A 21,021-nucleotide genomic window follows, 5' to 3' on the forward strand; every position below is an offset into this window, starting at 1 on the left:
AATGATGAAGACAACTGCATCAGGAAATTCGAAACGGGTATTGAGCGTAGGGGAAGTTGCTCGGCGTAGTGGCGTGCCGATATCTACCGTGCACTTCTATGAAGCCAAGGGATTGATCAGCAGCACACGCAACGCCGGCAATCAGAGGCGCTTCGCACCTGTCATGCTACGTTATATCGCCGTCATCAAAGTGGCCCAGCGCGCAGGTATTCCGCTGGAAGAGATTCGTCAGACACTGGGCAGCTATCCACCTGGCAGTAAATTGACCGCTGCACAATGGCACGAAATCTCATCACTCTGGCGTGACATGCTTGATGAGCGCATCAAGAGACTCACGCGCTTGCGAGACGAAATGGATCGCTGCATCGGTTGCGGCTGCCTATCGTTGGAAGATTGCCCATTACGCAACCCCAATGATGTTCTTGGAGAGAAAGGACCTGGGGCCAGGATACTGGAACGACCCTAGGCTTTGTCTGAAAAGTGCCTGCGCTCGGTCATGCGGCGTTGAGCCGGAGCGTAGACAACAGTCGAAGGCTGGCCCGAAGGGCGAGCGAAGCGAGTCAATCGGCCTCAAAATGCTCATTTACGACCGGTAAACTACGCTTTTTCACCCGATTTCGCCTTGCTCGACCATCGCCCGCCGACTTTTGAGACAAACCCTAGGGCTTCTCGAGCCTCGTCAGCCATTGCTATTTAGGGCATGACAAGCTGTTGTCAGTCGGGTCTACGATGTCCCCCTCAGCGCCAGCAGGACCTATCGGGCCACATTAAGCAGAACGAAAAAAGAGGTTACCGGCATATATAAGTAATATATGAAATCATATATTGAAGCTGATATTCCTCATTCACTGGCCATGACGACAAAGAAAACTTACAATCTGATACCTTTAACAAACTGAAAATAATAGCCAGTTATATAAAATAAATAATATTTATATTTATTGATCAACGCATATCCAGATACCTATTTTCTGGTTCAAGGAAGCATTATTTCAATCACAATCATCCCAAAAGACAAAGATGCTTTATTGAAAAAATACTCAAGGCGCCTAGCGACGTTGTTCAGTAAAGGGCATTACAAAAAACATTCACCTTGCTTTCATCTGGACAACCTAGACTAGCAAGGATGAGCAGCTTCTCGTAGTCTCCCAGAGGGCCGAGCCATGCTGTCGAGACTGGGTGTGCTATCAGACATCCAACAATAAACCCAAATAGCTTTCATGGAATTTAGGCTATGTATAAAAATATCGCAACCAGGATTACGGCTGCAGACTCATCAATGCAGAAAGGGATATATGATGAGGCATCATTACACTACAGTGCTGTCCTTGATGATCTGGATAACCTGCTTCCAGATCTGCATATTCGCTTGGCAGAATCTCTTGTACGGGAGAGAAGATTTTCTGATGCAAGAAATACGATAGATAGGCTGCTTAAATATTATCCCAACCATCAGGGCGGGTTGAACTTCATCGACATCATTGCCAGTGAAGAAGCAAAGAAGTTCTGCGTCAAGATAAAAAACACAAAAAATCCACAGCGCCCACCAATCTTTCACCTCAACAAGTCTGTCCATGACACCATCATCAAGGGAAAGGATCTGGCTTCTTTCCAGCTTTTGGGCTGGGCAAGAAATCTGAAAGAACATGATGTTTCCATATTGGTGGATAACGGATGTATCACGTCGTATCCATTAAACGCCAACAGGCCCGATGTTGTTAAATTTTTCATTGACAAACATGGAATTAAAAAAGAATCCATAAGCCATCTATGCGGCTTCAAACATACTATCGATCTAGGTGGGAATAAGAATATAAGAATTGGTCTCTCCATTAATGGAAAAGCTGATTGGTACCATGAGATTGATATACAGCCCGTGCGCCAGGTCATCGAGGGTAAGGATGGATGGCTGTTCTTGACCAATCATGCAGATTCCACTGTCAAGCAGCATACAGGGGAGATATTGTTAAATGATTCCACTATCACTACCTGGAAGAATTTTTCAAGAAATTTCAATAAAAAGAAAAATGCATTATATGTAATATCCAACTCCAAGGAGAAGGTATTTCCTGAACTTTATCCGTACCCACAAGGTAAGATTACCATTACGGAGCAAGTCGAAGAGATATTCCGTGACTTTGGCGTAAACTATATCAATCCTGTTGAAAAATGCAGGAATGATAGAAATAGCTATTATAGAACAGATACACACTGGAGTGACCTTGGTGCCTTTATCTGCTTCAAGGAATGCATGCACAGATTAGGCTACCAGCATGACTATGATCAATACTTCTCTTTCTTTGAAAGAGAAGTATATGGTGACCTGGGGTCCAAGCTTTATCCTCCCGCCAAGGATCCTAAGAAGACGTTGAAAATGATAGGTCTGCTACGCTCCAGACTGGCTTTCAACAACCAGATTCCTGGCGCCGGTAACGTCAGGGTGTTCACAAACCCCAATCCAATGTTTGACAAGAACATACTCATGTTTGGGGGCTCATCCTTGAGTGCCGGCAACTTCTCTAAATTCTTTTCACTTTTCTTTTCCCGGGTAGTCGCCATCAATCTTCCTGGCAGCTACGTACAGGAAATTGCGGATCATGAACAGGCTGACCATGTCATTGTGCAAACAAATGAGCGTTATCTGATCCAGCCTGGGCGGGTATATGAAAACTTGTCGGAAGCAAAGCCTCTGGCCGCCTCATCCAAACTGGAAGGCCAGGAGAAGTCTCGTATACTCAGGGAATTAAGAAAGACTGCCGGCTTTGGTTTCTACAAGAAGATCATCATGGGGTGATCGATCACCAACATGCCCATTGCTCCTGGTGGGCATGTTGGTGTGCGCTTCGAGACTCTCGCGCTTGCGAGACAAAATGGATCGCGGCATCGGTTGCGGTTGCCTATCACTGGCGGAGTGTTCATTACGCAATCCCGAGGATGTTCTTGGGCAGGAAGGGGGCGGGCCAGAACACTGGAACACCCCTAAGTAGGCATCCTTCCCATGCATCAGCTTCCTTCGGCAAGCGCCTCGAGATCCGATACCACCGCTTTCATTGGATCGTCGTCACGAATCAGGAGTTGCGCGTCCCCTTGGCGGTTGAAAGCAAAGGTTGCGCTGGAGTGGGTGACATCGTAATTGCCGCTCTCGTCCTTTTCTCCATATCCATAGGAGACACGATAACGATTGGTAATGGCATCGATGTCGGACTTGCTACCTGTCAGCCCGATGAACTGTGGTCCGAATGCCTCCGTGTATTCCTTCATGATCTCCGGAGTATCCCGAGTCGGATCAACCGAAACAAACAACACTTGAATGTCTTCGCGAGCCTTGTCATCAACCTGTCTGAAAGCAGTTGCAAGCCGGGCCAGCGTAATCGGGCAGACATCCGGACAGTGGGTATAGCCAAAGAACAGCAGCGTGGTCTTGCCACGAAAGTCTTCCGCATCCACTTGCTTGCCATTCTCGTCGGTCAGGTGGAAATCGAGAGGTGGCATCATCTCGGAGATATCCGTTGTCTGCCAGGACTGGTCACTGCACCCCACCAGCCAGAAGGATACGAGCGCAATGCATAACCACTTGTACATATGACTATTCCCCGAACCGTCCCATTACATTGATACAGGGGAAACCACGTCGAAATTCACCGGCAGCGGCTCCTCTCCAGCAAACTGCAGTACGATCTCGACCTCATCCCCTATCGCCAGGGGCTGGTTTCGATTCATCAACATCAGGTGATAACCCTTCGGTGCAAACTTGATGGTCTCTCCCGGCGCCAGCTCCAGTTCATGCACCATCTGCATACTGGCCACACCATCCTTGTCCATGCTGAGATGCATGTGAACCTGATCGAAGGCCGGACTTTCCGCTCCTACCAAGGTCACAGGTTCGTCACCAGTATTATGCAGATTGAAGTAACCTGCAGAAGGCGATGCCCCGGGCAGCAAGCTCACCTTGGCTTCAGTCACTTCCAGGTCTGCTGCCTGGGCAACGCCTGCAAGCAGCATGGTTGCCATCATGGCCCATAGCCATGAGTGAGAAATACGACGCATGTTATTGTTTCTTGTACTCGGCATATCTCGCTCCATTCAGTGCACAAACAACATAGATAGAGCGATACGATAGCAGATCCACGCATCCGCAAAGCCCAACCTGAGCACGTCATATTGTCGCAGTCTGGATGAATGCCGGATCAACCAGGAAGACTCGACACCCTGTCATTGGCATGGTCAGCCGGCATGACACGCCAAGCTATCGCCAGTCGAAAGAAAACCACCTGATGGGTGCTGCTAGAAAACGAGTGGAAGGTGGAAAGGTTGTCGTTGCAGAAATCACGCAAGTGACAGAACCCGCGTACCAAGTATCAACAGAGCGCCGATAGGCCGCAGTTTGTTGTGTAACGAGTCGAAGTGACATCCAGCGTCACACGATCATTGACCTTGTCATAGAAGAACGAGGCATAGCCCTGCGGGGAGGTTGGCGTCTTGTACAAGCCACACACACCATAGCCGTGATTGACCTTCTGCAGGTACTTTACCTCGACCATCGGCTCGGGTGTATTGAGCTCTGCCGCCAGGGCACGCTGAATGTCGCCACTCAGACGGCTTTCCGAGTAGGCCTGGCCACCGAAGATCGCGCCACCAAGAATCACGAAGGCAGCAAGCGGGATGGCAACATTGAATGTCATGGCACGAGAATAACGCATGCCTGCATGCTAGCCGGATGATATCGCCAGGCACAAGGCGGCAGGATGTCGCATATAGAGGGGGCTTCACCTCGCCTCTCATCTTTCACCTCTGCCGAGCACAGCCATGGCCAGGGTCTTGCCTTCAGCCAGCGGATGGCGGATTCAGCGACGAGAAGCACTATTCATCAGGGCATCGTCATCTCAAGACTGACTAAAAACACAGACACAGTAAACATTATCAATTACATAAAAACACCTGGCGTATACAACAGAATACTCCCGTCATTCTAGTGACAAAATATAATATTGATCAATATATTCACGTGCTCACGCAAACTGCATAGATTATATTTTTCTTACAGGGATGAAATATGAAAGTATCTATTATCGGGACAAGTAATTCAGTTATAAAGAATGGCTATACCCAGGCATTGAGAGAAAAATTTGAAGTTCATAACTTATCTTCTGGAAGAAACCCCATATTTTTTCATATCAAGCAGTTGCTCAATAATGCCGAATCCTTGATGTCAAGTGACGTCATCATCATTGACCACTATGTCAATGATATTAACTTCTATTGTAACCATTATCAGAAGAAAAAAAGAATCAACAATTACTTCTACCATATCAACAACTACTATAAACTTCTTTCCATGCTTGGAGTACCCGTCATAAATGTCATGTTTCCTATCCGGTTTCTAAAGCCAGGAGACAACAATCACATGAGAATAAAAAGAATTTCAAAAAGATACGGACATAACGTCGTCGACCTTAATGAAACCAAGATAGAAAAGACGCATTACAAGGATGCGGTACATATCAAGCCACAAAAGTCTTTTATTTTTGGTGAGCATCTTTCAGAATACATACTGAATCATTACTCGAAAAGCAAGTCACAAAATATGCATCATGAACCTTCTGAAAGATTCAGAACGCTTGATTCATTGAAAAACAGCCCCTATATGGTCCTGTCTGCTGACAAAGTAAAAAGTCAGTCCGACAATGTATCTCTAGAAAACTTCACCAATAGCCTGATATCGCTTGAGTATCTTGATGGTGCTTCTACAGGCGGCGGAATCAAATACGCGTTACCTAAAGCATTCGAAGATTCCGAGCTATTATCCATCGGCTATATCAATCTGGCTGAGAAGCCTCATGGTATCTCGATAAATGACAAGCATGGCAAGTCACACCGTTACACGCTCAATGGAAAACTTTATTACCATGAGTCCTTTGACGACCCGATAGAAATAAAAGACCTTGTCCATATAAAGACACATGCGGACACCAGCGTTGGCCAGTTTTCCAACCTGATGGGAAGGCGATCCATGGGGCCTCCCGCGTTGCCCGCCAATATCGTAGAACTACTGGTACACAACCCGGCCATTACCATGGAGGAGCAGGCAGCTTCTGCTAAAGACATTCCGGCAGCCATGGATATGGAGGCTCTGCGTCAGAGGTGGCTCATATCAAAGCCGGCCTCCAAGGCATTTACCTTGTCGACGTTCAGTTCATTGAAATCCAAGGTGAAGAATAATCGAGAGTCAGCCGACGTCCTGCGCGAAACAGCGTACATGTTTGAAGAGATCGGTGATCTGACCACCGCCAATGCCATCATGAAGCAAGCCGCATTGCTCAAGCCCAATGCGCCAGTGATAAGAAAGAAGCTCCAGGAATATCGCTCTCTGTTGGGTGCCGACGCAAAAACAGCCTGATGCTTCGGGTTACCAGTGAATGGTGATGTCACGATGCGCCAGTCTGAAGCGAACAATGCATCAATAAGTGACGGTCACCACGACGGTATCCGTGTATGTTCCTGGCGCAGGCGTTGTTTGTGACGGTACGCGGCCATATACGGTCAAGTTCTGCGTGGCACCGGCGCCGGTGCCACTCGCTGTGTTGCTTCCAATGGTGTTGCCCCAGGGTTGGCTGCGGGCAGCGTCCTGATAGAGACCATAGGTAATGGCCTGCTCTCCCAGCATCATGCGACGCTGGGTAGGACCATCACCATTGAGTCCATTGTTCAGGCCGACGTTGTAGGTCGTGCCAGAAGTGCAGTTCACGGCGACAGCGCCCGTGGCATCCACGGCGGCATCCAGCACACCATGATTACCGAAATTGATGTCCTGCGCAGTGACATTGCAGTTAGGCGTGACGTTTGCCTGCACACTGAAATTCGAATTTGTAGGGTTTTGTGTCAAACCATCGCAGCTGGCTGCGCTGGTCGTGCGCCAGTTGAGCTCTACGTTGGCGCCAGCAAACGTGGACGTATAGACACCCGGCGAAACCCCTTGTTGATCCCCCGCAACCCGTGCATAGATCGTGCGCGAGGTCGAAACAGACCCCAGGATCGGCACCGATAGCTGCAGGAAGACAGGTGTTCCGAGGGCTGACTGTGTTCGCGATCCCCAAGGTGTTGCACGGGCGGCATCCTGGAAGAAGTTGTAATTCAGTCTGGCATTATCAGGACCAAGCATGTGGCGAACCCCAGAAGTTGATCCACCTGTGCCTGCATTGAGGTTGAGACAGATACGGAAGGTCGCGCCAAGCGTGGAGTTGCAGGTGATATTCACGTTTCCTGTGGTGTCAACGGCACCACTGGTCAATGTGTCGACATTGCCGAAGTTGACGTTGGTTACACTGAAGGAGCAATTATTCAACACTTGGGCCACTGCCGACATCGGCAGCAGGAGCATGAAGAGCAATGGAATGATGACAGGACGCAACATGCAACTCCTCATTCGATCGGACGACAGATCACATCGGGAATGGTGACTTGCTCACCTTCGTGGGGTATATAGCCAAATTCAGCGAAGCAGCGTCCGCGGGTGGGCTGATCCACGATGATTCGGTTGTGCGAGTCAAGCCCCGTGATAAAGGCCTGGCCACCATAACCAATGACAAAACCTTCCGCGGCCCCCTCCATCTTGCCAACCGATCCCGTTTCCAGGTATTCCCCCACCGCATTTTGCAGGATGACAAGCGCAGCCCGGGCGTCGGTATGAACATCAAAATCGACCACGGTACCGCTGCGATCGGCCGGGACCGTAATCTCACGAGTACTGCCGACCGTGGCATCGATGGGAAGATTTCTTGGGTCAATCGAGATCTGGTTGCGTTCGTAGGAGCGCAGATCAGACAGCAGCAGTTTACCCTTGCGGTTGGTACGCCCCACAGGACGGTTTTCATACTGCACATCAACCCCCCCAACGCCGGTATCGACGATAGTGAAGGCGTCATCGATCCGGTCCGACAGGAAGACATCCTGGCTAGCGAAGACGATGGCTCCGTCTATCTGCCCCGTGGCACGATAAAGATCGTCATACTGCTCAACGCCAGCTTCAAGACGGGCAAAGGATGGACGGTAACTGATGGCCGCCGCTCGGTTGGTGACCTCTCCCTCAGTATCGCGAAGGCGCCAGCCAACGCTGCCGACCTCCGACCTCTCCGGCTTCACCAGGTCCGTCGTCACCGAGGTCCCGTCGGAATCCGAGGAAACACCGGTCGAAGCATAGATATCTCTGCCAAGGGGTATCGAAAGGCCGACAAAAACGCCGAAGGAATCCCTATCTTCGAGATCCGTGAAGGCTGTGGCAAAGATGGACGCCCTACCGATCGGACGGTTCAGGGAAAGACCGAGGATCTGCGAACGATCTTCTTCGACAGTCTCAACCTGGGTATAGCTGACATTGAGCGTTGAGGGGTCGAACGTCAAAGGAGCAGAGATGGATACCTGATCAAGCGCGCGCGGTGGTGCAGCCGTATTAATGCCATCGTCCAGGAACGAGGAAGCATCAGCCGTTACACCGGCAATATCGTTGTAGTCTCCGAACGTGCGCTGTGTTCGCGCAAAAAGATGCCAGTCCCAGAACTCGAATTCGACACTTCCAGCCACTTGAAAGCCTGTCTGACCGTCAACACGGCTTGTTGATCCCGCAAGGGAGCCCACACCATAGGAACCAAGGCTAAGCGCCGTTCCAGCTCCACCATTAACGAGCCCGCCTCCTCCCTCGGCATGGCCCTCCAGAGTGAGCTGATCCGAAAGCCCGTAGCGAAGCGTACCAGAGGCCATGAGGCTCCCGTCATAGTCACTGGACTCAATCCCGTAAAACCGGCGGGCAAAGCCGGCTTCTGCCGAGTAATCCCAAAGCCCTGACGCCAGGAGATTGGATGAAGCGAAGAAAGGCGTCTCTGAGGTAGCCTCTCGCCCCAGTGCGTCGCGTACCACCACCCGAGCTGTCCCGCTTCCCGTCACCACCGGCAGGTTGGTCACTTGAAACGGGCCAGCCGGAATCTGCTCGGAGACCCGGCGGGCATTGTTGACATAGACGTCGACCGTCGAAGGTACCGCCGCGGACCCAGATAGATCGGGCAATGGCATGGTCACAAGATCCGGCCGCAATCCAAAATTGCGCTGGACTTGGAGACCACCAAGCCGGGTTGGACGCGTCCAATTCAAGCCACCGGAGATGACATCACCCGCCCGAAACGAGGTTAACCATTCAGGATTCGAATAGGACCAGGTCGTATCAAGGCGCGTGGAATCGTAAAGCTCGTTCGACGAGACACTGGCAACATATGAATTCGTGAACACGCCGAATGGGCTGAAGATACGGCCTTCGAACCAACCCGATACACCTTCGAAGTCCCACATGTCATCAATGTCATCACCACCGGTGCTGGTATAAAGCGTGTAATTCATGAGCGCACCAAGACTGCTTTGGGCATCGGTCGAAGGAGGCTCGTTCCACGCCCTTTCATGAGCTTCGATGACTCGTTCGGAAAGTGCATCGAACTCAGCGGAAAAGTGGATGCTTTGACTGGCTTCGTCGTACTCGAAGGACACCCCGGCAAGCTGGGCGACATCGACTAGCCCATCCGGCCCAATGGCCTTTTCAGGCGCCCGGATACCCACGTTGCGTAGCTGGTCGGGGGCGATCGCAAGCCCCCCGTCAGCATCCTGTCGAAAGACGGCAGCCAGGTCGGTCGAGGTGCCGTTGATAAAGACTTCGAGCTGCAGGTCCCGGGTACCATGCGAAAACGAACTGGCCGAATCAAAACCCATGACAGCAGGAGGAATTGCCCCGGCAAACGCTTTTTGACCGTACAACGGCGCAAGAAACCCAATCGACACTGAAAGCAGAATGCTAGCCGCCGCTGATACGTGCGGTCGCATCAAAACGTCCTGTTTCGCTGTCCGCTGTTATTGTCACCGCCCCTTCTGATATATCTCTGCGGCTCATTTCCGGTACAAACCAGCTGGCTGTCGAACTCCCCAGCACATAGCCGACAAGACCCTCGTGCTGAGCCACGACCGTACCGTCAGTGCTCAAGGAGAGATTCGATACCTTGAAGCGGCGATCGCCATCATTGCGAACCGAAACCATGTAACCATTTTGTCGCTTCTCGACAGACCATGAAGGAAGCGCATCCTGAATATCAGGATCGGCGAAGAATACGGGGATGGAATGGCGCACCACGAGAGTGACCGTGCCGGCATGTTGTCGCGAGGGCGATGGCAGCTCATCCACGACCAGTCGATAGCTTTCCTCCGCCTGTACAGGCTGTTTCGTTGTACGCACGATACGCACGATATTCTCGCCACCAGGCTGAAGCGTCGTAATGGGAGGACTGGCAGCCACATCGCTTGCTGTCTCATAGACATCGTCACCATTCTGCTGGGTCCAGCGAAACACCCGAATCTGGACATTGATCGGTCGTTGCGCGTCATTCCAGACTCGGATCGTGGATGCCGACGTCGGAGCACTGAGATCAAGGATGACGGGTGCGACACGCAGCGATGCTGCAACTGCAGGAGTCACTAGACTGAACGCCGTAATGAGGCACATGGCCAATATGACGATTGATCGCATCTTTCTCTCTTTGATCAGCTCAATTTTTGGTCAGATCGATCAGTAGGTCACGGTGACAGTGACGACATCGGTATAAGTGCCTGGTGCTGGAGCATCCTGCCCAGGGACCTGGCCAAAGACGGTATATACTTGTTCAGCACCTGTGCCGGTGCCCGAAACAGTATCAGTGCCAATCGTGTCGCCCCATACATCGGTATGGCCAGCATCGGTATAGAGAGAATAAGAGACGGTCTCGGAGTCAGGCCCCGTCATCAAACGGGTAGCCACTGATGCGCCTGTACCCTGTCCTTCATTCAGCCCGATATCGTAAGTCGTGCCGTTTGTGCACTGAACAGCAATGTCACTTGAGGCCTCGATCGCCGTATCAATCACACCAGTGTTGCCAAAATCCAGATCTGCTGCAGAGTTGATCTGACACTCGGCGTCGATGGTGATTTGAACATTGAACTGTGTGGTTGCCGTCTGGGCAGCGGAGTATCCCGCCGAAAGCATCAAGATGACCAAAAGGCCACTACGAACATGAAAGCGACGAACATGAAAATTGGTCCGCATACTTATCCCCTTGATTCAACGCTACCTGCCGGAAGGTAACGATCATGAGCGCATGACTACCGGCACACCCAGCTCAATCCATAACGCGCCATACGGAGCTCTTAATGCCACCAACCATTGGAATGAGTCAAAGATCAGCAGATGAACATCACTACCCATACTTTTGCCCTAGAAAGCAGTGTAGCAAAGAGCTCCACCAGCACCATTAAATCCACTCAGATAGATAAATAGATAGTGAGCCTACCTTGCCAAGAGACTGAAGGGGGGAGGGATAAGAGTCCGTCAGCCGCTACGTGACCAGTGGCCATGTTGGCAGTCACCACTGCCAATGGCCAAGCTCATCATTGCATTGACTGATCACATAGATGAGATAATTCTTATATTGGTGATTAATACAGAATGATGTACCGACAATTTAGTGTCACGGCAATTTCTTGACCACGGTTTCAGATGAAGTCACTGCACTTCCATCCCCCGATTGCGGCGTCATGTAAGGGATAGGTTGTCCCGTTGCCTTATCCATGAGAATCGAATGCTGTTCGCTGTGTGAAAACAAATACTGTTCACCCCACTGACGCAAAGCAACTACCACAGGAAAGAGACTTTCTCCCTTGGCTGTCAGCACATATTCCTGATAAGCCGTGCCATCCGATGCTGGCCGAGTCTCCAGGATATCGGCTTCAACCAGTCTGCGTAGACGCTCGGACAGAATATTGCGGGCTACCCCCAGGCTGCGCTGGAAGTCACCAAAGCGACTCACGCCGTCAAAAGCATCTCTCACGATCAGCAGTGACCACCGATCACCGATGACATCGACAGAGCGTGCCACTGGGCAAGTTTCATCAATCGTAGATTTTCGGCGAGCCATGACGGTTCCCTTTCATGCAGTTTCAGCGACCAATGTAATTTCAGCGATCTATTCAGCTTTAGCGACCTATTCAGCCCTGGCGACCCATATGGTTGCATTTTAAAACCACCACAACTACTCTCCAACCAGTTTTAAATCAAAACCAATGGAGAGTCATCATGAAGACGGCCCCAGCACTCCCCATCTCTCGGTGCGATGATTCAGAGCACATCGTGCACCATGCCATGCCGCGCAGCTTGATACTGCTGTTCGCCGCAGCCAGCGGTTCAAGTGTCGCCAATGTCTATTTTGCACAACCACTGCTGGATGCACTGGCCCTGGACTTCTCTATCAGCCAGGCCGCGGTCGGAGGTGTCATCACCGCGACCCAGCTTGGCTGTGCCTTGGCTCTGTTGTTTCTCGTCCCATTAGGTGACCGGATGAATCGCCGCCGTCTTATGGCCTGGCAACTCCTGGCATTGGCAGCGGCGCTATGCGTTGTCGCACTGGCACAATCCGTTCCTGTCCTGCTGGCAGGCATGTTGAGTGTTGGTCTGCTCGGCACAGCAATGACCCAGGGATTGATTGCCTACGCGGCCAGTGCGGCAGCACCTCATGAGAAGGGGCGTGTCGTTGGCGCAGCACAAGGTGGTGTGTTTATTGGGCTGCTGCTGGCCCGGGTGTTCGCGGGTAGTGTCAGTGACCTGGCTGGCTGGCGTGGCGTTTATCTGTGCTCCGCTGCCTTGATGTTGGTACTCGCCCTGCCACTCTGGCGATGGCTGCCAACGCTGGGTTCCTTGCCAGGCTCCATGAGTTATCCACGATTGATAACCTCGATGCTGGGGTTACTGCGGGAAGAAAGGATGCTGCAGGTTCGCGGTGTACTGGCACTGTTGATGTTCGCCGCCTTCAACATCTTCTGGAGCGCCCTGGTACTACCGCTTAGCCGGCCACCCTATGAGTTTTCCCATACTGCCATTGGAGCCTTTGGTCTAGCCGGAGTGGTAGGCGCCTTGGCCGCCATTCATGCTGGCAAATGGGCTGATCATGGCTTCGGGCAGCGCACCAGTTTCGCTGCGCTGGTGGTATTGTTGCTGGCCTGGTGGCCACTGTCCTTGATGGAATGGTCGCTGTGGGCGCTGATCATTGGCATTGTACTGCTGGACCTGGGCGGGCAGGCGCTGCACGTCACCAACCAGAGCATGATCTTTCGTACTCGGCCGGAAGCACAAAGCCGTCTGGTCGCCCTTTACATGCTGTTCTATTCGATTGGCAGTGGCCTGGGAGCCATCAGTACGACAGCCACTTACGCCTACGCCGGCTGGCAAGGTGTGTGCATTCTGGGAGCATTCGTCAGCCTGTTCGCGCTGATATTCTGGGCCGTTACCCGAAGACATGCATCGAGTGCTGCTGCTCAGCCTTGATACAGCAACGCAACTCAGGCCCGAAACATGATCACCATGCCATCCCGCAGCTGTCACTGAAGGCCACAGGATGAGGTACATGATACCCTATGCGCCCTTTCGCTGAGGAAAGGGAAGGACGATGAAAGCAAGGAATCCCGAAGGCACGCCGCCCAAGGGATCAAGAACAAAAACTCACGGAAGTAGTTTTTCATACCTTTGTCAGGAAGACACAAAAGTCTTAGCCAGTATATTTCCTGCATGGACATACCGGTAAAGGCCAGAAACGAGGGCAAATAGACTCTCGAAAATCACTCCACCCTGAAGGCGTTGAGTGCTTGCCTTCCATTGAAGGGTGTTATAGACGCAGAGGAATGAATTGAATTATGGCCGAAATCAGAATCGACTTAGAGGATGGGATGGAGCCCGTCAGGCTGACCCTTGATAGTCGTGACACAAAACGCTTCAACGAGTTTATGGCCAAGTGTCAGGGGTACAAGGTTCACCTGGAGGCCCTGGAGCAACAGAATGCCGAGTTGCAGGAAATGAACCAGCAGCTCAATGAATTCTCTATCGAGTCACTCCACGTGATCCGGAATGTTCACTTGTCTCTGGCCTCCCTGGATATCTACCCTAAACTGATGTCTCTTGATTTTCGCTTTGGCGAGATTGGGCAGTGATACACTTCATGATCAATCGAAAGAACCAACAAATACGATAAATGGATTCACTTCGATGGTCAGAACCAACGCCGTCCTCACCTCATCCAAAACCGCCCTTCGGGGCGGTTTTGGATTTCCTTCATACCAATCCCTGAGCGCTTCAGAGCATCAGTATTCCAAGGCATCAGACCTCACTATCCTCCATGTCCTGACCGAAGCGCAGTCGGTTGCCATCCGCATCCTTTAGCTGCATTTCGCGCATTCCCCATGGCTGGGTCACAGGCTCCTGTTCAAGCACCACCTTGTTGACCTGAAGCTCCCGGGCCAGGGCATCAATATCTGCCACCATCAGGTAGACGAGCGCCCCGGCAGCACTCTCGGGGTGCTCAGTGAGAAACAAGGTGACTTCGCCTCTGCTGACTGACACGAACCATGGCATACCGGGTTCAAACTGATGCTCCCAATTCTTTTCGAAACCTAGCATGCCGCAGTAGAAGTCACAGCTACGTGCTGCATTCTCGATTTGAAGTACCGGAATGGTACTGAGCATATTTGGCGTCATGTTCACTCCCGGCCAGCATGGCGATTTAGTCTCACATTCAGCCTACATGGTAGCTTCATTCATGAATCGGGGCAGGAACGTTGCCAGATCGGGGAAGACAATCAGCAACAATGCCATGAGCGCCATGATCAGAAACATTGGCGCCGCCGCCTTGGCAATGAATGACAGACTGTGATTGGTCAGGCCTTTCATGACAAAAAGATTGAATCCCACAGGAGGGGTTATCTGGGCCATTTCGACCATGACCAGCACAAAGATGCCGAACCACAGCAGGTCAATGCCAGCATCATTCAGCATGGGTGTCACCACAGCCATCGTCAGCACCACGGCAGAGATACCATCCAGAAAGCACCCGAGCACGATATACACCAGCATCAATGCGATCAGCAGCATGAACGGTGAAAGCTCCAGAGAACCGACCCACTCGGCCAGGCCCCGCGGCAATCCGGTATAGCCCATTGCCAATGTCAGAAAAGAAGCGCCAGCCAGAATCAAGGCAATCATGCAGGATGTCCTTGCCGCCCCGAGCAGACTTTCCATCAGCGAGGCAACGGTCAGGCTGCGCTGGATCGCTGCAAGCAGCAAAGCCCCTACCACACCGAGCGCAGCAGCCTCCGTGGCCGTGGCAAGACCGGAATACATTGAGCCGATCACGGTAATGATCAGCAACGCCACAGGAATCAACAGCCTGGACTCATACAGGCGATGCTTCATCGTCATGCTGGGTTCTTCAGCAAGATCCCGCTTCTTCCATATCCCCCAGCCAACAACATAGGCCGTGAATAACGCGGCCAATATCAAACCGGGAAGAATGCCGGCTATGAACAGTTTAGGGATGGACTGGTTGGTAATGACGCCATATACGATCATCGTCACCGATGGCGGAATCATCAAGCCAAGAGTTGAAGCCCCTGCCAGGGTCCCCACACTCATGAATTCTGAATATCCACGCTTGCGAAGTTCCGGCATGGACATCTTTCCCACGGTGGTCAGCGTGGCGGCGGAAGAACCGGAAACCGCCGCGAACAAGGTGCAACCAATGACATTGGTATGCATCAGCCGTCCCGGCAACCAGCCAAGCCAGGGACTCAAGCCACGAAACAGGCTTTCCGACAGTCTAGTGCGGTAGAGAATTTCACCCATCCATATGAACAAGGGTAGCGCTGTAAGCGTCCAGCTGGTGGATGACGTCCACAATGAGCTGTACATGGAAGCACCTACCGGGCGCCCGGTAAAGAATGCAATGCTGATGATGGCCACACCGACAAGGGACAAGGCGACCCAGACACCGGAGCCCAGCAGCAGGAAGAGGATAAGTAAAAGCGCAATGGCCAGTTCAGTGAAATCCATTACAGGCTCCTCACGACAGGATGAGCTCCGTGGCGATTGGCACGTAAGGAACAAATCAGCGCGATCAGCGTACGGGTGAAATGATCTACTATCGAGATGGTGAAGGCCGTGGAACCAAGCGCCAGCATCGCCTGGGGTATCCATAGCGGCAGCGCGTCCTGCCCTGACGAGATGTCGCCAAACTTCCAGGACCAGTAAGCGGCATCGAAAGCATTCCATGTGATGAAACCTGCAATGCTGCCAGCCACCAGCAGGCACCACAGTTCACCAAGGGGACGCCAGCGTCCAAGCCTTTCCACCAGAAGACCAACACGGATGTGGCCGCCGTCATGGAAGGTATAGGCGGCAGCAAGAAAGGTACTGGCCCCCATCAGATATCCGGCATAGTTCGTGGCACCAGGCAAGGAAAGACCACTCCAGCGCAGCACGACCTGAGCAACAATCACGACCAGCATGGCGAAAATGCAGAGTGCCGCAAGATACCCGAAAATTCGATACAGCCTTTCCAGACACCTGGCCATTCGATGAGAAGATATGTTCATGGAAGCAACCCTATTACCATCAGCCAAGTGAAGCCCCACTCCAGGGAATGGGGACATGAACCGCACCATCACTGCATGGCACGATATTCCTCTACCAGTTGCTGGCCTTGTTCACCGGCTTTTTCCAGCCACTCTTCCTGCATCGCTTCGCCGATACGCTTGAATTCGGCCTGCAGCGCCTCGTCGGGCTGATGAATGGCCACACCCTTGTCGCTCAGTTGCGTCTTGAGGTCATCGGTCAGCGCCCGGGCTCCCTCCTCGCCCCGCTGCTCAGCCTCCTCGGCAATGGCCAGGATCTGTTGCCGTGTGTCCTCATCAAGAGCATCCCATCGTTCCTTGTTGACGAAGACATGGCTGAGCACGAGCCAGGCCTTGGCATCATAGAACTGCGGGAGGTAATCCCACAGTTGATGGTTGTAGACAGGGTCTCCTGAGGAAATCAGCGACTGCACCATCCCGGTGGCCGCGGCCTGTGAGAGTTCAGCTTCTTCGATCAAGGTTGGTGTCATGCCCATCAGTTCGGCAAAGCGTGCGGTCGCGGTGTTGTAGGCACGAAACTTGAGTCCCTCGGCATCTTCAGGGGACTGGATCTCACGATCGAAGAACAAGCCTTGTGGTGGCCAGGGGATGTGATAAAGCAACTGCAGATTCTGCTCGGCCATCAGTTCATCCAGTACGGGTCTGGTGACATCCCATAATCGGGCCGATTCTTCAAAAGAGTTGGCCAGAAAAGGGACCGAATCGATGCCAAAGATTGGATTCTCGTTCTGGTGGGCCGAGAGTACATGGACACCAATCTGTGCCTGGTCACGCTGTACTGCACGCTTGATCTGATCGCCACTGAACAGCGACCCGCTCGGATGGACGCGGATGTCCAGCTCACCATCCGTGGCTTCTCGCACCTGACCGGCAAACCAGGTGACATTCTCGGTAATATAGTTGTCCGCAGGTTGTGGCGAAGGCAGGTCCCAGACCTCACCATAAGCAGCACCGCAGACTGTCAGGGCCAGCAAGGCTGCAACTGACGCCTTGCCCAATGCATGCACACTGCTAGTGGCCATCTTTCTATGGCTTGTCACGGAAATGGACGGTTGCTTGCTCTTGTCGTTGTTATCCATTGTCTTCCTCTGTGTCTCTATCAATGAAACTGCTGGATCAATAAGACTGCTGGCTATCCCAGGCCTCGCTTGTGTCTGTGGATAGACCATGCTTGATGATGCGCTGGCTGGGTGTTCGCTCGAATTCGTCCACAAGGACGAGATAGCGTGGGCACTGATAGGCTGCCAAGCGCTCCTTCAACCACAGGTGGAGCTCCTGAAGTTCGATGACATGGCCACCTTTCGGCTTCACAAAGAGTTTGATGTCCTGCTCGCCGATGTCGGCTTCGACACCAATCATTGCGCACTCCTCGACACCAGGGTGCTGCTGGGTGACTGATTCCACTTCCCAGGCGGAAACGTTCTCACCGCGGCAACGTACGCTGTCGGTGATCCGTCCCAGGAAATGAAGGAAACCCTCTACATCGATCCAGCCACGGTCACCGGTATGCAATTTGCCGTCCACCAGCGCCTTGCTGGTCGCTTCTGTATTGCGGAAGTAACCATCGAACAGCACACCTGGCTGGGTTTCACGAACCACTACCTGTCCAGGCTGACCTGTCGCTACTGGCTGCCCTTGCTCATCCTGAATGGCGATATCCAGCCAGGGAACGACACGCCCAACTGAGCCAGGTCTCCCTTCGTCATTGACCGTGGTCAGACTGGAGGCTTCGGTCATCCCATAGCATTCGCGAATTTCAAAGCCGAAACGTTCCTGCAAGATCGACCAGATCGCACTTGGACAACCGCCTCCCCAAGCAATGCGCACATTGTGAGACGTTTCCAGGTCACTGGGGGGTTGCTTCAGCAATATCTGCAGCACTCCACCCAGATAATGGATGTGGGTCGCCCCACTGGTATTCACCTGCTCCCAGAAACGACTGGCGCTGAAGCGCTCGGTCAAGCTGAGCTGTACATCGAAGAACAACGGCAACAACAGCATCTGGGCACCGCCAATGTGATAGAAGGGTTCCCACTGGAAGAAGTTGTCACCAGGCTGGATGGAACTGAGCAGTTCGACACTCTTGAGGGCATAGGCCATCATCGCGTGAGTGACACGCACACCCTTGGGCTTGCCTGTCGTGCCGGAGGTATACATCAAGGCATATAGCTGCGACATGGCAGGCGCTGGTGCATCCAGGCGTTTCCTGCTGCTCAGCAGTTCGGCCAATGAACCACTCTCTTTCCCGAGGGACAGAACCCTGCCCGGCAACATTGCCTGGCTATCGACAACGACCGGCCACAAGTCAGCGTCAACAAAGAGTACCGAGGGATCACAGTGCTCGAGGATGTATTTCAATCCACTACCACGCTGACGAGCATTGACCGGAACCCAGACAATACCCGCCTTGGCCAGTGCAAACAGGACAGCGATAGCTTCCGGGCCGTTGTTCATCATGACTGCAGCACGCTCGCCAGGGGAAATCTCCAGATCCTGGCAAAGGGTCGCAGCAAGTGCCTCCGCCTGCTGGTCGAGCTGCCCGAACGTCAGCGGACGCTGGTTGAAAGTCCCGAATACGCGATCCGGATCGCGCGTGGCGATATCACGCAATGCATGGATGAAGCTGGGGTCGTTCAAGCTGAATATCATGGCAATCCGGTTGTCCTGTGCTCTTGAAATACCATTCTTGAAATACCGCTCTTGACACATCATCTCTGGCATATCGCCACTGGCGCTTCCTGCCTGCACCAGTGATCCGCCCTCTCCCTCAAGCGCTACGCCGCTTGAGAAAACGTTCCATCATGCGTGCCGGCTCACCCGAGGCGTATGCCTCGCTCTGGATACGAACGCCCGCCTCGAGACAGTCACGGAAACCAGGCTCGGTGATTTCCTTGAAGCGTTGACGATCCAGTCGCATGGCAACAGGAGGCTTGCCGGCAAGCTCCTCCCCTAATGCCACGGCTTCCGCCAACACCTGCTCTTGCGCTACTAGTCGATTGATTAGACCAAGCGCATGCGACTCATCAGCCTCCATCAGGCGGCCGCTCAGCGTCAGGTCAATGGTCCGCGCCAGCCCCAAGTGCTCGCGCATGATCCAGGGGCCAGTGGTACTGGCGATACCCGAGTTGATCTCCGGCTGCCCCATGCGCACGCCGGCATGGGCAATGCGAAAATCACACAGTAGTGCTACCTGGAATGCCGAGCCGGCAGCTACGCCATTGAGTGCCGCGATAATAGGCTTTGGACTGCTGCGTAGCGTGTCGTAGAGCGTCTCCCACTCTCCAACCCAGGTGACTGCGCGATCGGAATCAAAGGAGCGCGTTTCGTTCAGGTCCTGCCCAGCGCTGAAAGCCCTGTCTCCAGCCCCTGTGAGCACAATGGCACCGAGCGATTTGTCATGAGAAAAGATCTCCAGGGCAGCAATGAGCTGTTGGCGCATTTCGCTGTGCCACGCATTGAGCACCTCAGGACGATTGAGAGTAATGATGCCTACGCGACCTTGCTTGTTGCTGAGAATATGTTCCGACATGATTGCCTCTCGGTAGTTTGTCTTATTTACTGGAACCAACATGATTGCAATGCAATCATCAATGATCTACATTTAATCAATGTAGTTAAGATGCGAGTAATGTAAAGCCCTAAGATTGCCCAGATAGAGACTCTGCTTGTCAGAAGAATGAGGAAATAGGGAGTAATACCTTGAACAGAAAAGAGAAAAACAAGGGTGAGGAGCAAAACGAAAAAGTGGATCGCTTGCTGGTCAAGAGCGTCGTCAAGGCATTCCGCATTCTTGAGGTCTTCGACGCCGAGCATCCGGCAATGAGCGTCAAGCAGTTGGCTGAACGTTGCGACATGGACCGCAGCGCAGCCCAACGTTTCATCCATACCTTGATGCAACTGGGCTATCTGCAGCGCAATGAGGAGACACAACTGATCGAGCCCAGTGTGCGTACACTGGACTTTGCCGCGCACTATCTGCACGCGCACCCTTTGGTCGACAAGGTGCGTCCCTATCTATTGAATCTGAGCAAGGAAACGGAAGGGTCTGTCAGCCTGACGATTCTTGATGGTCAGGATGTTGTCTATCTTTCCCGCCTGGTGAGCCGAAACATGCTGGATACGGATATCACTATCGGTTCGAGGTTACCGGCTTTCTGTACCGCACCAGGATTGGCCATGCTGTCGCAACTGGAAGAACAGGAAGCCGTGGCCGCTCTGGAACACAGCGAACGCAAGCCTTACACCCCCAATACCGTGCATGAGCTGCCGGCTATCCTGGAGCGCCTCACCCAATTCAAGCACCAGGGCTATGCGCTATCGATAGAAGAGTATTTCCTCTCCGATATCTCGATTGCCGTGCCCGTGCTGGATAGACATAACCGTCCCCAGGCAGCGATTAGCGTCTCGATGTCTCGAGCGAGCAGCATGCCCGAGGAAATGGAACGAAACCTGTCGCACCTGCTGATTGCAACGGCACGACAGCTGTCGAGGCTGTGATCAGGTGACACC

At 52.7% G+C, this 21,021-nt stretch carries 20 protein-coding genes; 6 read left to right on the plus strand and 14 right to left on the minus strand.

The features are described 5' to 3' along the window. The first annotated feature begins 1 nt into the window (after position 1). Both soxR and Q1K07_RS05920 read left to right on the plus strand, forming a co-directional pair. Positions 2-466 (plus strand): redox-sensitive transcriptional activator SoxR, encoded by a 465-nt coding sequence (gene soxR, locus Q1K07_RS05915; protein WP_366945030.1) that lies wholly within the window; start codon positions 2-4, stop codon positions 464-466. Between the two features lie 768 nt (positions 467-1,234). Beyond that, positions 1,235-2,794, plus strand: a complete 1,560-nt coding sequence (locus Q1K07_RS05920) for a hypothetical protein (protein ID WP_300309181.1) — start codon at positions 1,235-1,237, stop codon at positions 2,792-2,794. Positions 2,795-3,003: 209 nt separating this feature from the next. On the opposite strand, the gene Q1K07_RS05930 is transcribed toward Q1K07_RS05920, so the two are convergent. The 3 genes from Q1K07_RS05930 to Q1K07_RS05940 all read right to left on the minus strand — a co-directional run bounded on the left by Q1K07_RS05930 (position 3,004) and on the right by Q1K07_RS05940 (position 4,700). Further along, on the minus strand, positions 3,004-3,582 hold the full coding sequence (locus Q1K07_RS05930; RefSeq protein WP_300309182.1) for an SCO family protein: 579 nt from the start codon (positions 3,580-3,582) through the stop codon (positions 3,004-3,006). 24 nt (positions 3,583-3,606) lie between these two features. After that, positions 3,607-4,047 carry a copper chaperone PCu(A)C gene (locus Q1K07_RS05935; protein WP_300309183.1) on the minus strand — a complete coding sequence of 147 codons (441 nt, stop codon included), beginning with the start codon at positions 4,045-4,047 and terminating at the stop codon, positions 3,607-3,609. Positions 4,048-4,358: 311 nt separating this feature from the next. After that, positions 4,359-4,700: a hypothetical protein gene (locus tag Q1K07_RS05940; RefSeq protein ID WP_300309184.1), complete on the minus strand. Its 342-nt coding sequence runs from the start codon at positions 4,698-4,700 to the stop codon at positions 4,359-4,361. A 353-nt stretch (positions 4,701-5,053) separates the two neighbouring features. Here Q1K07_RS05940 and Q1K07_RS05945 point away from each other — a divergent pair, with 353 nt between their 5' ends. Beyond that, entirely contained in the window at positions 5,054-6,397 is a 1,344-nt protein-coding gene (locus Q1K07_RS05945; RefSeq protein WP_300309185.1) for a hypothetical protein, read from the plus strand. 60 nt (positions 6,398-6,457) lie between these two features. Here the strand turns inward: Q1K07_RS05945 and Q1K07_RS05950 are convergent, their stop codons facing one another. The 5 genes from Q1K07_RS05950 to Q1K07_RS05970 all read right to left on the minus strand — a co-directional run bounded on the left by Q1K07_RS05950 (position 6,458) and on the right by Q1K07_RS05970 (position 11,975). Further along, positions 6,458-7,411 (minus strand): spore coat U domain-containing protein, encoded by a 954-nt coding sequence (locus tag Q1K07_RS05950; RefSeq protein ID WP_300309186.1) that lies wholly within the window; start codon positions 7,409-7,411, stop codon positions 6,458-6,460. Between the two features lie 8 nt (positions 7,412-7,419). Then, a complete protein-coding gene (locus tag Q1K07_RS05955) occupies positions 7,420-9,858 on the minus strand; it encodes a fimbria/pilus outer membrane usher protein (RefSeq protein ID WP_300309187.1) in 2,439 nt (812 codons plus the stop codon). Continuing rightward, positions 9,830-10,555 carry a molecular chaperone gene (locus Q1K07_RS05960; RefSeq protein ID WP_300309188.1) on the minus strand — a complete coding sequence of 242 codons (726 nt, stop codon included), beginning with the start codon at positions 10,553-10,555 and terminating at the stop codon, positions 9,830-9,832. The genes Q1K07_RS05955 and Q1K07_RS05960 overlap by 29 nt, the downstream gene beginning before the upstream one ends. A 39-nt stretch (positions 10,556-10,594) precedes the next feature. Continuing rightward, a complete protein-coding gene (locus Q1K07_RS05965) occupies positions 10,595-11,107 on the minus strand; it encodes a spore coat U domain-containing protein (RefSeq protein WP_300309189.1) in 513 nt (170 codons plus the stop codon). Positions 11,108-11,528: 421 nt separating this feature from the next. Further along, positions 11,529-11,975, minus strand: a complete 447-nt coding sequence (locus Q1K07_RS05970; RefSeq protein WP_300309190.1) for a helix-turn-helix domain-containing protein — start codon at positions 11,973-11,975, stop codon at positions 11,529-11,531. Positions 11,976-12,133: 158 nt separating this feature from the next. On the opposite strand from Q1K07_RS05970, the gene Q1K07_RS05975 reads away from it, so the two are divergent. Together Q1K07_RS05975 and Q1K07_RS05980 are read left to right on the plus strand one after the other, a co-directional pair. After that, complete coding sequence (locus Q1K07_RS05975; RefSeq protein WP_300309191.1) at positions 12,134-13,378, plus strand: MFS transporter; 1,245 nt, start codon at positions 12,134-12,136, stop codon at positions 13,376-13,378. A gap of 398 nt (positions 13,379-13,776) precedes the next feature. Next, the gene (locus Q1K07_RS05980) at positions 13,777-14,037 is read left to right on the plus strand and encodes a hypothetical protein (protein WP_300309192.1); all 261 of its coding nucleotides are present in this window, start codon (positions 13,777-13,779) and stop codon (positions 14,035-14,037) included. 166 nt (positions 14,038-14,203) lie between these two features. Here Q1K07_RS05980 and Q1K07_RS05985 read toward each other — a convergent pair whose 3' ends face one another. From Q1K07_RS05985 to Q1K07_RS06010, 6 genes are all read right to left on the minus strand, one after another. Then, complete coding sequence (locus Q1K07_RS05985) at positions 14,204-14,581, minus strand: VOC family protein (RefSeq protein WP_300309193.1); 378 nt, start codon at positions 14,579-14,581, stop codon at positions 14,204-14,206. A 42-nt stretch (positions 14,582-14,623) separates the two neighbouring features. Then, positions 14,624-15,931 carry a TRAP transporter large permease subunit gene (locus Q1K07_RS05990; RefSeq protein ID WP_300309194.1) on the minus strand — a complete coding sequence of 436 codons (1,308 nt, stop codon included), beginning with the start codon at positions 15,929-15,931 and terminating at the stop codon, positions 14,624-14,626. Next, positions 15,931-16,473, minus strand: coding sequence for a TRAP transporter small permease (locus Q1K07_RS05995; protein ID WP_300309195.1), 543 nt, complete (start codon positions 16,471-16,473; stop codon positions 15,931-15,933). Before Q1K07_RS05995 ends, Q1K07_RS05990 begins: the two co-directional genes overlap by 1 nt. Before the next feature lie 68 nt (positions 16,474-16,541). Beyond that, a complete protein-coding gene (locus Q1K07_RS06000) occupies positions 16,542-17,591 on the minus strand; it encodes a TRAP transporter substrate-binding protein (protein WP_300309196.1) in 1,050 nt (349 codons plus the stop codon). Positions 17,592-17,628: 37 nt separating this feature from the next. Then, entirely contained in the window at positions 17,629-19,161 is a 1,533-nt protein-coding gene (locus tag Q1K07_RS06005) for an AMP-binding protein (protein ID WP_300309197.1), read from the minus strand. Positions 19,162-19,279: 118 nt separating this feature from the next. Next, a complete protein-coding gene (locus Q1K07_RS06010) occupies positions 19,280-20,041 on the minus strand; it encodes an enoyl-CoA hydratase/isomerase family protein (protein WP_300309198.1) in 762 nt (253 codons plus the stop codon). Positions 20,042-20,211: 170 nt separating this feature from the next. Here Q1K07_RS06010 and Q1K07_RS06015 point away from each other — a divergent pair, with 170 nt between their 5' ends. After that, complete coding sequence (locus tag Q1K07_RS06015; RefSeq protein ID WP_300309199.1) at positions 20,212-21,009, plus strand: IclR family transcriptional regulator; 798 nt, start codon at positions 20,212-20,214, stop codon at positions 21,007-21,009. The last annotated feature ends 12 nt before the right edge of the window (positions 21,010-21,021 follow it).

Source organism: Halomonas sp., from assembly GCF_029263665.1.
Taxonomy (GTDB): domain Bacteria; phylum Pseudomonadota; class Gammaproteobacteria; order Pseudomonadales; family Halomonadaceae; genus Halomonas.

Excerpts from the sequence above, each read along its gene's own strand:
- soxR (WP_366945030.1), top strand. The coding sequence starts at position 2 with ATGATGAAGACAACTGCATCAGGAAATTCGAAACGGGTATTGAGCGTA.
- Q1K07_RS05920 (WP_300309181.1), top strand. The coding sequence starts at position 1,235 with ATGTATAAAAATATCGCAACCAGGATTACGGCTGCAGACTCATCAATG.
- Q1K07_RS05930 (WP_300309182.1), bottom strand. The coding sequence starts at position 3,582 with ATGTACAAGTGGTTATGCATTGCGCTCGTATCCTTCTGGCTGGTGGGG.
- Q1K07_RS05935 (WP_300309183.1), bottom strand. The coding sequence starts at position 4,047 with ATGCGTCGTATTTCTCACTCATGGCTATGGGCCATGATGGCAACCATG.
- Q1K07_RS05940 (WP_300309184.1), bottom strand. The coding sequence starts at position 4,700 with ATGCGTTATTCTCGTGCCATGACATTCAATGTTGCCATCCCGCTTGCT.
- Q1K07_RS05945 (WP_300309185.1), top strand. The coding sequence starts at position 5,054 with ATGAAAGTATCTATTATCGGGACAAGTAATTCAGTTATAAAGAATGGC.
- Q1K07_RS05950 (WP_300309186.1), bottom strand. The coding sequence starts at position 7,411 with ATGTTGCGTCCTGTCATCATTCCATTGCTCTTCATGCTCCTGCTGCCG.
- Q1K07_RS05955 (WP_300309187.1), bottom strand. The coding sequence starts at position 9,858 with ATGCGACCGCACGTATCAGCGGCGGCTAGCATTCTGCTTTCAGTGTCG.
- Q1K07_RS05960 (WP_300309188.1), bottom strand. The coding sequence starts at position 10,555 with ATGCGATCAATCGTCATATTGGCCATGTGCCTCATTACGGCGTTCAGT.
- Q1K07_RS05965 (WP_300309189.1), bottom strand. The coding sequence starts at position 11,107 with ATGCGGACCAATTTTCATGTTCGTCGCTTTCATGTTCGTAGTGGCCTT.
- Q1K07_RS05970 (WP_300309190.1), bottom strand. The coding sequence starts at position 11,975 with ATGGCTCGCCGAAAATCTACGATTGATGAAACTTGCCCAGTGGCACGC.
- Q1K07_RS05975 (WP_300309191.1), top strand. The coding sequence starts at position 12,134 with ATGAAGACGGCCCCAGCACTCCCCATCTCTCGGTGCGATGATTCAGAG.
- Q1K07_RS05980 (WP_300309192.1), top strand. The coding sequence starts at position 13,777 with ATGGAGCCCGTCAGGCTGACCCTTGATAGTCGTGACACAAAACGCTTC.
- Q1K07_RS05985 (WP_300309193.1), bottom strand. The coding sequence starts at position 14,581 with ATGACGCCAAATATGCTCAGTACCATTCCGGTACTTCAAATCGAGAAT.
- Q1K07_RS05990 (WP_300309194.1), bottom strand. The coding sequence starts at position 15,931 with ATGGATTTCACTGAACTGGCCATTGCGCTTTTACTTATCCTCTTCCTG.
- Q1K07_RS05995 (WP_300309195.1), bottom strand. The coding sequence starts at position 16,473 with ATGAACATATCTTCTCATCGAATGGCCAGGTGTCTGGAAAGGCTGTAT.
- Q1K07_RS06000 (WP_300309196.1), bottom strand. The coding sequence starts at position 17,591 with ATGGATAACAACGACAAGAGCAAGCAACCGTCCATTTCCGTGACAAGC.
- Q1K07_RS06005 (WP_300309197.1), bottom strand. The coding sequence starts at position 19,161 with ATGATATTCAGCTTGAACGACCCCAGCTTCATCCATGCATTGCGTGAT.
- Q1K07_RS06010 (WP_300309198.1), bottom strand. The coding sequence starts at position 20,041 with ATGTCGGAACATATTCTCAGCAACAAGCAAGGTCGCGTAGGCATCATT.